This window comes from Mycoplasma sp. P36-A1, assembly GCF_049478495.1.
GTDB lineage: Bacteria > Bacillota_I > Bacilli_A > JAJDGJ01 > JAJDGJ01 > P36-A1.
In genome coordinates, this window is record NZ_CP168083.1 from 1,566,888 (window position 1) to 1,581,215 (window position 14,328).

The window sequence follows — 14,328 nt, forward strand, 5'->3', positions numbered from 1 at the left end:
TTATTCCTCCTTTCCAAATTCCTCATACAGTTTAATTCGTTTTGATTTAGGAATTTTTAATATTTTCGCAATTTTTTTAGCTGTGTTTATTGAAGGATTTCTTTCACCATTTTCTATTAGTGAGATATATTGAAAAGAAATATTGGCTTCATTAGCTAATTCGTTTTGAGTCAAACCTCTTTTTAACCTGTATTCTTTAATTAAATTCAAAATTTTCACCTCTTTATTCTACTTTTTGTTGAATACAAATATATTATAATTCTATCTTTCGTTTAAGTCAATATTAAATTCTCTTTTTTTGAGAATTAATGATATATTTATTTACAGTTCAACTTTTAGTAGATAGAATATTAAACAAGAAGTAGAATATTTCTACAATGGAGGTGTGTTTTATGATTGGTGATATATTGAAGGGATTAAGGAAAAAATCCGGACTAACACAGAAAGAATTAGCTAAATTATTGAATATTAGTCATCAAGCTTACTCAAAATATGAGAATGAAGTAACTGAACCAAATATAGAAACGATTAATATTTTATCTGAAATTTTTAACGTGACTACCGATTTTCTTTTAGGCAAAGAAAAAACACCAACAATAACTATTGATGGTGTTGAAGAAGAGTTAATTAAAATACCTGTTTTAGGTAATATACAAGCCGGTAATCCTACTTTTGCAGAAGATAACATAATTGGTTATGAAGATGTTCCAGCAAGCTTTGTAAAGGGCAATCCAAGCGAATATGGATTTCTATACGTAAATGGTGATTCAATGAATCTTGCTAGAATTTATGAAGGTGACAAGATTCTAATTCATAAGCAAAATGATGTTAATAATGGAGATATTGCGGTTGTCATGGTCAATGGAGAAGACTTTACTTTAAAAAGAGTTTATAAAAAAGATAACTTATTAATACTTCAACCTGAAAGTAGTAACACTATTCACCAAGCTAGATATTTTACACCTCAAGAAGTTTTAGAAAAACCAGTAGTAATCATGGGCAGATTAGAAAAAAATATAATTGATTACTAATGATAAAATAAATTAAAGGGAGAATTGTAGTAATGATTAAAAATAAAATAAAAGAATTATTTCAAACAATAGTTGGCTTGGATACTAATAGTGATGATCACACAAAAGAAACAACCTATGATATTGAAAACGAAATTTATATTTATAGTTGGGATTATATGCAAACAAACATTAAAAAAATGTTAGATCACTATTCTAAAATTGTTGACAAAGAAACAATTTACTACGGAAAAACTGATGAAGAGTTAGTAAATGATTTTGAAGTTGGACAAAAGATTTTCCAATTACCAATAACTAAAGATATTCAGACTAGATTAATTAAAGAGCCTCAAAATAAACATGATAGAAATGCAGTCAAGGTAGTGTGTGTACTAGATGGTAAAACATATCATATTGGATATATTCCATCAGAAATAAATAAATCAATTTTGAGCAAAATGAATAAAATAGATAATATAATCTTGTACATATTTGGTGGGAAATTCAAGATGATAGAATCTAACAAAGCAATACATGAGTATCTTAACGATCATTATAGTGTAAGAATAAAAATTAACTACAAATAATTAATATGGATTTACTCTTAAGAAGCCAATCGACTCTTTTTTGAAAGGATGTAACTATGCCAGAAAAAATTCAAAACATATTGTTTTATATGGATGAATCAGGACTTATAAATAAAAATGAACCTTGCTCTATATATGGTGGGGTATGGTTTACTGATAAAAAGAAAAAAGAAATTTTTTTGAGAAGATATAAGTCAATAATAAAAAATATAAAATGTAAATATTGCAAAGACGAGCAAGGAAAATGCAACTTATCCAATTGCCCAGAAGTTAAAAATACTATTATTAAAAATACTGATCGTAGACGCATTTTTACTCTTATAAAAAAAGACTGCAATACGTACTCAGTCATTATTAATAATTCTAAGCTTTATTCAAGTGTACTTTGTGCAAAGGAAGCTCGTGGAAGATATAAAGATTATATAATTAAAAGGATAATAAAAGATGTTATTAAACATGAATTAAATAACAATTATATCAATGGCCAAAAACATATAAATATTTGTATTGATTTAGACCAATCAAGTACTGTATCAAACGGATATTATGGTTTAAAAGATGGGATAATTGAAGAATTAGTATATGGTATACAAAACTTTGATTATGGCATTACTTTTCCACCAATATTAAAATCTGCAGAATGTAAAATTCATTATTGCGACTCTAAAAATCATTCATTGATACAAGCATCAGATATACTAGTAGGTGAAGTAAGAAAAATGTATATTAGAAGAGATATAAAAAGTATTAATAAGTTATTAAATGTAAAATTATATCAACCTTAAATATAAAAAAAAAGCAAATCTACAATTGTAGAAATGCTTTCCCACCTAGGCCGCGTATTTATAAATACGCTTAAAATTTTCATTTGACTTATTAGGTGTAGACCTGTCGAAGAATAATCTTCCGGTACCATTATAATATACCATAAATGATATAAATTCAATAAAAGTGTTTTACATATTAAATATAAATTTAGAGGTGACACTATGTCTGTAAGAAAAAGAAAAAGCACTGGTAAATGGAGTTTTGATGTTAGATATAAAACTCTTAGTGGTCAAAATAAAAGAAAAGAGCAAAGTGGATTTAATAGTAAGCAGGAAGCTAAAGATGCAGAGCTAAAGTTTTTAATAAGTGTAAATGAGCAAGATAATTCAAATAATATGACTATCAAAGAAATATGTGATATCTATGTAGAAACGAAATCAAAATCAGTAACAAAAAGCACAATGAAATACACTAATAACATTATCAATCTGCATATTTTGCCACATTTGTCAAAAAAAGAATTAAGAGAAATAAATCATCAAACATTATTAAAATGGCATAATGAATTAGCTAATAAAGAACTTTCTAATAAAAGAATAAATGGAGTAACTAAAAAATTAAGAGAAATATATAATTTTGCTAATAAAATAAACGATTCAAATTATAATCCTTTTAAAGCTATAGAAAAACTAAAAGAAAAGCCAAAAAAAGAGATAGTCGTATATGACTATCCCACATTTAAAAAGTATGAAGATGTAATTGATGATTTTGAATATAAGGTATATTTCAACATCCTATACTGGACTGGATTACGATCAGCTGAAAGTTGGGCGCTAACTTGGAATGACTTTTTAATTGAAACAAAAGAAGTTGATATTAATAAGAGTTGTATTCAAGGCATTAAAGGTATTGCCTGGGAGATTGGACCAACTAAAACTAAAGAAAGTAATCGTAAGATATTATTAGATAATCATACTTTCGATTTATTAATTCAATTAAAAGAAATCAAACAGAATTATGATGGTTATACTGAAGATGAATTTATTTTTGGTGGAGTTGAACCATTCAGAAAAAATACAGTTAATAGTTATAATAAAAAATACGCAAATCTTGCTGAAGTGGAGTATATTAGTTTACATTGCTTTAGACATTCTCACGCTACATTGATAATTCAAAAAACAAAAGATTATAAAATGGCATCAAAAAGATTAGGCCATAAAACTGAAAAAGAAACAATTGCGACATACTCTCATTTAATTAAAGATAGTGAAACTCAATTAATGTTTGAGTTAAATAATTTAAATAAGTAAATCGGTCGCCAATCGGTCGCCAAAATATCAAATTTAGCTATATTTTGCACATATTGTAAACTGCTAAAAACTCGATTAAACTGCGTTTTACTACATCTATCACATCTATATTATAAAACCGGCAGGAACCTCCATTATAAAAAACAAGCCCCTTACTTAAGGGGTTTTTATTATATTAAAATAATCAAATATCTGATTAGAGCTTAAAATAGTTTTTTTGGATTATTTAATAAACCTCCAAACAATATATCAACCTAAAAAATTTTTAAACCTTGCTCTTTACACACTTTTTCAGTTAAATCAAACTTCAATATAAGTACCCCTTTTTACTTTTCTTGCTTCTTTACACCTTAAATCGAGATCTATTAAAGTTTTAAATAAAACCGATAATTGAAGCTTTATAAGTAGTAAGGTTTACATCTATAACTGAATCAACAAGTGAATACTCATATTCATTTTGTGCTCTTTTCGCATCATATCTATACCTAACATATCTACAGTTAAGTATATCAACACATCCATTACAAACAACGATTATTTTATCTGTACGCTTACAAGGTATCATTGAATAATCAGAGCAAGTATTATTACATTTATTAACTTTACATTCCTGCATATGAATACAATCAAATACAAGAGATCTATCTCTTGTATTTGACTTAATATATAAGTATCTATGATTCTTAATTTCTTTACTTATTGTAACTTACTTTTCCTAAATCTTTAGCAATTGAAGTTTTAGTAGCAAATTTCTTTTAGTTTACTTTCAATGTATTCCCTTTCTACTAAAGTTAAATGTTTACCTTTATTTATTTCCATACTAATCACTCTTTCATAAAAATATAAAAAGCGAAATCTATTAATAATGTTGAATATCTATGTAAGACTAAGTTCTACTGATGTCTTAATGATAATCGATGTAAGACTTAATTCTATGAATCAACTAGAAGTATAGAAGTTAACTTTACAACAATATGTTTATTAATCAATAATTAGTCTAGATAAAAAAACTTCATATTAACATTGTTAACATGAAGAATATTTTTATCTTTTTTTATAATGCGATTTTCTACTTTCTTTAACATTAGCTGCTTCCCAAGCATCATATTTAGGTGTATATAAATTTAACATAACCAAGTTAAGTAACAATGATGGTGCAATTAATTTTGATAATAAGTATGGATCATTAATTCCTTGTTGTAATCCTACAATAATATTAGGAATTGTTGATATTACTAAAGCTATAGTACCATAAATAATTAATTTTCTATCATTAAATTTATATGCATATCCGGTTAAAAAGACACAAACAACTATCATTACTGCTGCAAAAATAAAGCTAATTGCAAGTGGATTGAATACAAATGAACTACTTGGATTTGTAAATACTAAATACATTGTTCCACCAGCAAAAATGCTAACAATAAGCAACAGTGATACAGATATTAAAGTTAAAACTCTTTTAAACAATCTAAATCACTCCTTTTTCAATAATAGTATACCATAAATATTACATTTGATATATAAGTAAAAGCATAAATATAATTGACTTGATTTATATTTGCTATAATGAAATATATGGATAATTAAGGAGGACTATAATGGGAAGACTAAATAATAAAGTTGCTATAATTACAGGTGCTGGTAGTGGTATTGGACAAGCAACTGCTATATTATTTGCACATGAAGGTGCAACAGTTATTGCAACTGATATTGATACTACAAGTCTAAATATTACTGTAAGTAAAATTCAAGCTAATAATAAAAAAGTATATTCATTCAAACATGATGTTAGTAGTAGAACTGATTGGCAAGATTTAATAACTTTCATAAAAGAAAATGATTTAAAAGTTGATGTTCTTGCTAACATAGCAGGAATTAGTTCAAATATTTCTTTTTCATCTTTAACAGATGCAGAATGGGATAAAGTATTTGATGTTAATATGAAAAGTGTTTTTATTGGTGTTCAAGAAACTATACCTTTAATGATTGAACAATCACATGGTTCTATTATTAATGTATCTTCGATGTGTGGTCTTTTAGGTAATTGTGGGGCTGGGCCTTATGCTGCCTCTAAAGCAGCATTAACAAATTTTACTAAGTCTGTTGCACATGATTTTGCAGCCATGAATATCAGATGTAATTCAGTACATCCAGGATATATTGCTACTAACATGACTAAAGATTTATTTGAAAATCCACTAATGCTAAAGTATTTCAAAGAAAACACACCTCTACCATGCTTAGGCAGGCCTTTAGATATTGCTTTTGCAATAGTCTATCTTGCAAGTGAAGAATCGCAATTTATCACAGGAATTGAATTAATAGTAGATGGTGGAATTGTTAATTCAAGATAAAATAAAAGGAGTTCAACTATGAAAAATATAACTTTAAAAAATAATATGGAAATACCTAGATTAGGAATGGGAACTTGGTATTTAGGAGAAAAAGCATCAACATGTATTCAGGAATTAGAAGCCTTAAGAGAAGGAATCGATTTAGGAATTACTTTAATTGATACAGCTGAACTATATGGATATGGTGCTTCAGAAGAGCTAATAGCAACAGCAATAAAAAAGTATGATCGTGAATCATTATTTATTGTAGACAAGGTAATGCCTCAAAATGCTACTAGAAATAAAATATTTGAACATTTAAATGCTAGTTTAGAAAGATTAGATGTAGATTATATTGATTTGTATTTATTACATTGGCCTACAGGAAATGATTTACAAGAAGTAGTTGATTGTTTTGAAGAAATGGTTAAGTCAAAAAAAATTAAATCATGGGGAGTATCTAATTTTGATACTGATGATATGAAAGAATTACTAAAGTGTAATAATGGAAATAATTGTGTAGTAAATCAAGTATTATATAATTTAGGATCTAGAGGAATAGAATATGATTTAATGCCTTACTTACATAAAAACAACATCGCATTAATGGCTTATTCTCCATTAACACAAGCTGGTAACTATGCTAAAGGTATATTAAAAAATGAAACTTTAGTAACAATAGCTAAAAAATATAATATTAAACCTATTCAATTATTATTAACATTTGTAATGCAAAATGAAAATATAATTGCGATACCAAGATCAGGAAAAGCACAACATATAAAAGAACTTCAAGAAGCAGCAAACATTAAACTAAAACAAGAAGATTATACTGCTTTAGATAAGGAATTTCCTGCTCCTGATCATAAAACAGAATTACATATTGAATAAACCAAGAAACAGAAGCTGCTATTAACAACTTCTGTTTCTTTATTTTATATTATTTTTATAGAATAAGTGATGTAATCCATCAAGTATTAAATCTTGATTTAATATCACATCACTACAAAGCATTTTAGCAATAATCTTAGCAAGTCCACCTGTTAAAATAACTTGAAGTTTAGCACCATACTCTATTTCCATCTTATTTATCATACCATCCAACATTGAAGCATAGCCATACATGATACCAGACTGCATACAACTGTTAGTATCTTTACCAATAACTTTAGATGGTATATCTAAATCTAACAATGGTAAAGCGCTAGTTGTTGTAGACAAAGAATCTGCACTAGTTTTAACTCCAGGACATATTACACCACCAATAAATTCTTTATTACTGTTTAAAATTGACATTGTTGTTGCAGTACCTAAATCAATAACTAAACAATTAACACCATATTTTTCATAAGCAGCTACAATACCAACTAAAATATCAGGTCCTAATGATTTAGGTTGATCAATTTTTATTTTAATACCACTTTTTAAATTAGGTCCTACAAATGTCGGTTTTAATTTAAAATATTTTTTAGATAACTTTTCAAATACTGGATTAATAGCTAATACAACACTTGAAACAATAACACCATTTATTTCATGATAATCTAAATCAACTAATTGAAGACAAGTAATTAAAGATATCGCATACTCATCTTCTGTTTTATTATGATCTGTGTTTAACTTAAATGTTGCTAATAATTTCTTTTCTTTATATAATCCAAAACTTATATTTGAATTACCAATATCAATAGCTAATAGCATAAGATACCTCCTATTTCTTAATATTCATCTAAGAATGAATATTTTTCTCCATCTTTAACATATCCAATAATTGTATCCATATTAACATTAGTTCCTGCAGCAAAAATTGATTTATCAACATCATCAAATATATCTTTATAATCCTTAATAAATTGCTTAATATGTGCTCTAGTGCTTGCTGTTTTACCAGCTGCTACAACACATCCACAATTCATTGGTGAAAGGCTAGTTTGTTTAGTATAGTTAATAATATCTTTTTCTCTAACATACACCATTGGTCTTAATAATTCCATACCATCATGATTAGTTGATTTTAATTTAGGCATCATAGTCTTAAAATTACCTGCATATAAAACATTCATCATAGTAGTTTCAATTACATCATTAAAATGATGACCTAAAGCAATCTTATTACATCCTAATTCTTGTGCAAAACCATATAAATGACCTCTTCTCATTCTTGCACATAAGTAACAAGGAAAATCAGCTGCCTTTTTTTCAATTACTGCAAATATATTTGTCTCAAACAAATGAATTGGAATATTCAAATGTTTACAATTTTCAATCATCATAGCTTTATCAAATTCTGAAAAACCTGGATCCATTGCAATAAACTCTAAATCAAATTTCTTTTTACCATGTTTTTGCAACTCTTGAAATAGTTTTGCAAGTAACATAGAATCCTTTCCACCACTAACACAAACTGCAATTTTGTCACCATCTTGTATCATATCAAACTCATTGATTGCTTTAACAAATGGTGCCCATAACTTACCACGATATTTTTTTATAATAGATCTTTCTATTTCTTTTAAACTTACTTTTTCTTCCATGTTTTTCACCTTCTTAACTAGAAAATTATACCATTATTAAATATATACTTCAATGATATATTAAGGTATATATTATGCTTAAATTCCGGTGTAATGTTACTATAAGTAAACATAATGATATGTATCGTAACTTTATGTGTTATTTTCACAGTATACTTAACATTTTTAAAAAATGTAATTTATTAAAAAACCCTTTAATTAAGCTTAAATTAGTACTAGAATAAGTGAAAAAAACTACACATATAATACTTTTATAAAAAAAGGTTGTTTATTTCAAGATACTTGTTATAATATAGATGTAAAAGCAGAAAAAACTATACGTATATAATAATTAATTATAGTTTTTATATTATATACAAAAAAATAAATAATGAAAGGAACTAAAATATTATGGTAACAAGTATTGTAGGACTAAAAGATGTAAGAAAAGCACAAGAGGTATTAAAAGATAATGCACGTCGTACCCCATTAATTAAATCATTCTTCTTCTCTTCTTTAACAAAAGGAGATGTTTATTTAAAGTTAGAAAATTTACAATTAACAGGTTCATTTAAATTCAGAGGAGCTTTCTATAAAATTTCAACTTTAACTGAAGAAGAAAAATCACATGGTGTAATTGCATGTTCTGCAGGTAACCATGCTCAAGGTGTTGCTTTATCAGCACACTTACAAGGAATTAAATCAACTATAGTAATGCCTACAACGGCACCTAAAGCCAAAGTTGATGCAACAAAAAGTTATGGTTCAGAGGTAATCTTATACGGAGAAACTTTTGATGAATGTAAAGATGAATGTATGAGAATCGCAAATGAAACAGGACAAACATTCCTACATCCTTATGATGATCCATTTGTAATTGCTGGACAAGGAACAATTGGACTAGAGATATTAGAAGATTTATATGATGTAGATACTGTAATTGTACCAATTGGTGGTGGTGGAATCATCTCTGGTATTGCAGTTGCTATTAAATCATTTAATGCTAATGTTAAAATTATTGGTGTTCAAGCAGAAAATGTTCATGGAATGAAAGCAAGTTATGATGCAAATAAAATAGTAAGACACTATGTAGCGCCTACTATGGCTGATGGTTGTGCAGTGGCTGTTCCAGGAGACTTAACTTTCCAAATCACAAGTCAATTAGTAGATGAAATTGTTACTGTTACAGAAGATGAAATTGCTACTTCTTTAAAAGACTTATTACAACGTGGTAAAGTTGTAGTTGAAGGTGCCGGAGCATTAGCTACAGCAGCAGTTCACTCAGGAAAAATTAATCATGCTATTACTGGTAAAAAAGTAGTTGCAATTTTATCAGGAGGAAATGTTGATTTAGCTAGAGTGGCAGGTGTATGTGATCACTTTATCGCAAAAGAGTATGTAGAAAGAGAAAAATAATAATTATCAAGGGGCTGTAATGCATTAGCATATATAGTTCTATACAATAAAAGGAAGAATGTTTACTCAATGTAGAGAAAACGTTCTTCCTTTTTAGTATAATTGATATATGAATACCGAATTACTCAATAACAATTATGCTTTTAATTATAAACCAGTTCAGCTTATTTTACCACTAGAAGTAGAAGTAATTTCACCAGCTGATGATGTAGTACATTCATTTGTAGAACTAATGAAAGGATTTAATTTATCAAAATACATAACTCGATCATACCATAGAGGTAATCAAGGGTATGATCCTACAATGATGTTACTAGTTATTTTATTTGCATATACTAACCAAATTTATTCTTTAAGAAAAATAGAACAAGCATGTAAAACAGACATACGATTTATGAGTCTTTGTAATATGAAGACTCCATCTCACAATGCTTTCGCAACATTTATAAATGAAAATTTAGTTGATAAAAATATAGAAAATATATTTTATGATATAAATAAATATATTATCTCTTGTGATGATTCAATTGATACTTCAAAACTTTATATAGATGGTACTAAATTTGAAGCCAATGCTAAAAAGACTAGTTTTGTATGGCGTAAAGCTGTTGAAAAATTTCAACAAAAACTATTTACTAATGTTTCAACTTTCATAGTAGAATATAATAAATGTTATGATCAATATTTTCCAGTTAAAAATAAATATAAATCAACATACTTAAAAACAATAGTAGAAGATATTGAAATAAATATAAAAAAACAAAAAATTGAGTTTGTTTATGGAAAAGGATCTAGAAAACACGATTTACAAAGAAAACATGAAAAAATAAATGATTATTATTCAAGATTAGCTAAATATGAAGAACATTTTAAAATATTTGAAAATAGAAACAGTTACTCTAAAACTGATCATGATGCCACTTTCATGCACATGAAATATGATTATTATAACAATACTGGAGTTTTTAAACCAGGGTATAATATCCAAGTAGGAGTTTCAAGTGAATATATAATGGTTGCAGATATATTTCAGTGTGCCAATGATTTGAGAACATTCATTCCATTAATGGATTTGTATAAATCTAAATATAAAAGTTATCCACAGTATCCAGTAGGTGATGCTGGATATGGTAGTTTTGAAAACTATAAATATTGTAAAGAACACAATATGGAATTAACTTTAAAATACCCATTATTCAATAAAGTTAATTTTGATAAAACTTTTGTTAAGAAGAAAAAATATCAAGCTATTAACTTTAAAACATCAGAAAATGGATTCAAAATTTGTCCTGAAAATCAAGAGTTTAATGTTTTAATAAGTGAAAATATAATAGATGTAAATGGCTACGGAAAAAAACAATATAAATATGAATGCACTAAATGTAATGACTGTCCAGTCAAATCAGAATGCACTAAAGCTGCAGGAAATAGAATGATAACAGTTACACCTGAGCTTGAAGAAATGTACAAAAAAGTAAATGAAAACCTTACAGGAGATTTTGGTAGTAACTTAAGAAAACAAAGAAGTATCCAAGCAGAAGGAACATTTGGAATAATTAAACAAGATTATCAATACACTAGAATACATAGAAAAAAGATAGAGAATGTCAAAACTGAGCTTTTACTAATATGTATAGGATATAACATAAAAAAATATCATAATAAAAAAAGCAGAATTAAGCTTAATTGATATATTTAAACTGAATATCGTGATAGGCTTTTTAATAATGCCTTTTTTTATGAAATATATTAATAACTGAACAAATTCTGTATTAAAACTAAAAAAGCTATAATGCATGATTATTAAATCAATGCATTACAGCCTCTTTTTTTGTATGTGTACAACAAATATATTAACTGTTTTATAAGCAAAACTTTAAACTAGTAAGTTAAACATTATATATAATACTTTGACAATAAAAAATGGAGGATTAAAATTATGTTACTAGATTTAAAGCCATGGACAATCGAATACGATCAACAGGCAACACAACATTATTATAGTCAAAATGAATTTTTAATTAATAAAGAAAACAATGATTTTTTTAATGCTATTTCTATTAAAGAAATAAAACAATTACTACAAAAACTTGGTGTTGATAGTAGTAAGGTTAATGTTAAAACAAAACTTCTTTCTAGTCACAACAAACTATTAAGCATCAATTTTTTAGTATGTGGAAAAATTAAAGTAATGCCACAAGAACAAGCATCAATGTATAAAGAATTTTATGATATAGATGTTTCTGATAAAATAGAAATACTTAAACAAGCAAACGATGATATTTCAGTATTTGAAATTGAAGACTGGATGTTTAGAGTTAAACTACCTCAAGATATCTTTGAAAGTTCTCCTTCAAAAGTAAAAGAAGATTACATTACAATCTCAGCAATACACAACCACAAAACTGTCTAAAAGCACAAGTTTGATGCGAAAATGCATTAAACTTTTTTTTATCTACTTATTACTAGTTAATATTGTTTATTTATAGTTAATTTACGATATTTTTAAATATTAGTATTGACTTAGACCCAGATATATTATACAATTACTCTTGTGATGCGGGTGTAGTTTAATGGTAGAACTTCAGCCTTCCAAGCTGACTGTGAGAGTTCGATTCTCTTCACCCGCTCCATTAATATATTAATAAGACTTATTTAAAGAATCACAAACAAAATATTTGCGGGTGTAGTTTAATGGTAGAACTTCAGCCTTCCAAGCTGACTGTGAGAGTTCGATTCTCTTCACCCGCTCCATTTTAGAGACCACATGAATAATTTAACATTTCGTTGAATTGATTCATGTTTTTTGTTTTATGTTCTTAAAATCATAAAACATATATAAAAAAATATATAGGAGATATAAAAATGAAAAAAATAGCTTTTGACAATGACTTATACTTAAAAATGCAATCTGAAAATATTTTAGAAAGGATTTCTAAATTTGATAACAAATTATACTTAGAGTTTGGTGGTAAATTATTTGATGATTTTCATGCCTCAAGAGTGTTACCAGGTTTCTTACCAGATTCAAAACTTAGAATGTTATTAACTTTAAAAGATCAAGTTGAAATAATAATTGCTATAAATGCAAATGATATTGAAAAAAATAAAGTAAGATCAGACTTAGGAATTACTTATGATGAAGATACATTAAGATTAATAGATGCCTTTCAAGATACTGGATTATATGTAGGAAGTGTTGTCATAACACATTATGCTAATCAACCAAGCACAGATAAATTCTGTTCACTATTAAATAAACTTGGTGTTAAAACATATTATCATTATCCAATTGAAGGATATCCAAGTAATATATCACATATTGTTAGTGATGAAGGCTTTGGAAAAAATGAGTATGTCGAAACAGAAAGACCTTTAGTTGTTGTTACTGCTCCAGGTCCTGGTTCTGGAAAAATGGCAACATGTTTATCACAACTTTATCATGAGCATAAAAGAAATATAAAAGCAGGATATGCTAAATATGAAACGTTTCCAATTTGGAATTTACCATTAAAAGATGCAGTTAACCTTGCTTATGAAGCTGCAACAGCTGATTTAAATGATATAAACATGATTGATCCTTTCCATTTAGAAGCTTATAATGAAACTACTGTAAATTATAACAGAGATGTAGAAATATTCCCTGTTTTAAAAGCTATGTTTGAGAAAATATCTGGTGAATCACCATATAAATCACCAACTGATATGGGAGTTAATATGGTAGGTTATGCCATTATTGATGCACAAGCAGCTCAACAAGCAAGTAAAGATGAAATAATCAGAAGATACTATGCTGCTTTAGAAGAATTCAAAAAAAATACTGGAACTCAACAAACTATTGAAAAGATAGAACTAATAATGTCACAAGCACAAGTATCAATTGAAGATCGTAAATGTGTCAAACCAGCTTTGTTAAAAGCAGAAGAAACAAATGATGCAGCTTTTGCCTTTGAGTTAAATGATGGTGTAATAGTTACTGGAAAAACATCTTCACTATTAGGTAGCGCTTCTGCTGCTTTATTAAATGCCTTAAAAGTATTAGCAAAAATTGATGAAGATATTCCACTTATCTCACCAAACATTATAAACCCAATTCAAGACTTAAAAACTAACAATTTAGGAAATAAAAATCCTCGATTACATACAGATGAAGTTTTAATTGCCTTAGCAGTTTCAGCAACAACAAATCCTATATCACATAAAGCATTACAACAACTAAAAAAATTGGCTGGTGCCGAAGCTCACTCAACTGTAATATTAACAGAAGTAGATAAAAATGTATTAAGAAAATTAAAAATTAATTTAACTAGTGAACCACAATATTCAACAAAAAAGCTATTTCATAAATAAATATCGAACATAAACTGTGATTTTTGATCACAGTTTTA

General features: G+C 27.2%; 15 protein-coding genes and 2 tRNA genes. 12 read left to right on the forward strand and 5 right to left on the reverse strand.

All coding sequences use genetic code 4. The features are described 5' to 3' along the window. Positions 1–210 carry a helix-turn-helix transcriptional regulator gene (locus ACD762_RS07705; protein WP_423363404.1) on the reverse strand — a complete coding sequence of 70 codons (210 nt, stop codon included), beginning with the start codon at positions 208–210 and terminating at the stop codon, positions 1–3. Positions 211–392: 182 nt separating this feature from the next. On the opposite strand from ACD762_RS07705, the gene ACD762_RS07710 reads away from it, so the two are divergent. The 4 genes from ACD762_RS07710 (at position 393) to ACD762_RS07725 (ending at position 3,675) form a co-directional block, all read left to right on the forward strand. Beyond that, a complete protein-coding gene (locus ACD762_RS07710) occupies positions 393–1,031 on the forward strand; it encodes a LexA family protein (RefSeq protein ID WP_423363405.1) in 639 nt (212 codons plus the stop codon). Positions 1,032–1,063: 32 nt separating this feature from the next. Next, positions 1,064–1,597: an HIRAN domain-containing protein gene (locus ACD762_RS07715; RefSeq protein WP_423363406.1), complete on the forward strand. Its 534-nt coding sequence runs from the start codon at positions 1,064–1,066 to the stop codon at positions 1,595–1,597. A 56-nt stretch (positions 1,598–1,653) separates the two neighbouring features. Beyond that, entirely contained in the window at positions 1,654–2,382 is a 729-nt protein-coding gene (locus ACD762_RS07720) for a DUF3800 domain-containing protein (protein WP_423363407.1), read from the forward strand. A 204-nt stretch (positions 2,383–2,586) separates the two neighbouring features. Then, the gene (locus ACD762_RS07725) at positions 2,587–3,675 is read left to right on the forward strand and encodes a tyrosine-type recombinase/integrase (protein WP_423363408.1); all 1,089 of its coding nucleotides are present in this window, start codon (positions 2,587–2,589) and stop codon (positions 3,673–3,675) included. A gap of 373 nt (positions 3,676–4,048) precedes the next feature. On the opposite strand, the gene ACD762_RS07730 is transcribed toward ACD762_RS07725, so the two are convergent. Next, complete coding sequence (locus ACD762_RS07730; protein WP_423363409.1) at positions 4,049–4,291, reverse strand: hypothetical protein; 243 nt, start codon at positions 4,289–4,291, stop codon at positions 4,049–4,051. A gap of 428 nt (positions 4,292–4,719) precedes the next feature. Continuing rightward, positions 4,720–5,145, reverse strand: coding sequence for a hypothetical protein (locus ACD762_RS07735; protein ID WP_423363410.1), 426 nt, complete (start codon positions 5,143–5,145; stop codon positions 4,720–4,722). 131 nt (positions 5,146–5,276) lie between these two features. On the opposite strand from ACD762_RS07735, the gene ACD762_RS07740 reads away from it, so the two are divergent. Together ACD762_RS07740 and ACD762_RS07745 are read left to right on the forward strand one after the other, a co-directional pair. Continuing rightward, entirely contained in the window at positions 5,277–6,032 is a 756-nt protein-coding gene (locus ACD762_RS07740) for an SDR family NAD(P)-dependent oxidoreductase (protein ID WP_423363411.1), read from the forward strand. Between the two features lie 18 nt (positions 6,033–6,050). Next, positions 6,051–6,902 (forward strand): aldo/keto reductase, encoded by an 852-nt coding sequence (locus ACD762_RS07745; RefSeq protein ID WP_423363412.1) that lies wholly within the window; start codon positions 6,051–6,053, stop codon positions 6,900–6,902. 39 nt (positions 6,903–6,941) lie between these two features. On the opposite strand, the gene ACD762_RS07750 is transcribed toward ACD762_RS07745, so the two are convergent. After that, positions 6,942–7,712 (reverse strand): type III pantothenate kinase, encoded by a 771-nt coding sequence (locus tag ACD762_RS07750; RefSeq protein ID WP_423363413.1) that lies wholly within the window; start codon positions 7,710–7,712, stop codon positions 6,942–6,944. 17 nt (positions 7,713–7,729) lie between these two features. After that, a complete protein-coding gene (locus ACD762_RS07755; protein ID WP_423363414.1) occupies positions 7,730–8,545 on the reverse strand; it encodes a tRNA 2-thiocytidine biosynthesis TtcA family protein in 816 nt (271 codons plus the stop codon). 390 nt (positions 8,546–8,935) lie between these two features. Between ACD762_RS07755 and tdcB the strand changes: the two genes are divergently transcribed. The 6 genes from tdcB (at position 8,936) to ACD762_RS07785 (ending at position 14,290) form a co-directional block, all read left to right on the forward strand. After that, positions 8,936–9,940 carry a bifunctional threonine ammonia-lyase/L-serine ammonia-lyase TdcB gene (gene tdcB / locus ACD762_RS07760; RefSeq protein ID WP_423363415.1) on the forward strand — a complete coding sequence of 335 codons (1,005 nt, stop codon included), beginning with the start codon at positions 8,936–8,938 and terminating at the stop codon, positions 9,938–9,940. A gap of 109 nt (positions 9,941–10,049) precedes the next feature. Next, positions 10,050–11,639 (forward strand): IS1182 family transposase, encoded by a 1,590-nt coding sequence (locus tag ACD762_RS07765; protein ID WP_423363416.1) that lies wholly within the window; start codon positions 10,050–10,052, stop codon positions 11,637–11,639. 240 nt (positions 11,640–11,879) lie between these two features. Then, positions 11,880–12,353, forward strand: a complete 474-nt coding sequence (locus ACD762_RS07770) for a hypothetical protein (RefSeq protein WP_423363417.1) — start codon at positions 11,880–11,882, stop codon at positions 12,351–12,353. Between the two features lie 146 nt (positions 12,354–12,499). After that, positions 12,500–12,573, forward strand: a tRNA-Gly gene (locus tag ACD762_RS07775). Positions 12,574–12,620: 47 nt separating this feature from the next. After that, positions 12,621–12,694: transfer RNA gene (locus ACD762_RS07780), tRNA-Gly, on the forward strand. A 111-nt stretch (positions 12,695–12,805) separates the two neighbouring features. Beyond that, the gene (locus tag ACD762_RS07785; protein ID WP_423363418.1) at positions 12,806–14,290 is read left to right on the forward strand and encodes a DUF1846 domain-containing protein; all 1,485 of its coding nucleotides are present in this window, start codon (positions 12,806–12,808) and stop codon (positions 14,288–14,290) included. Positions 14,291–14,328 lie beyond the last annotated feature (38 nt).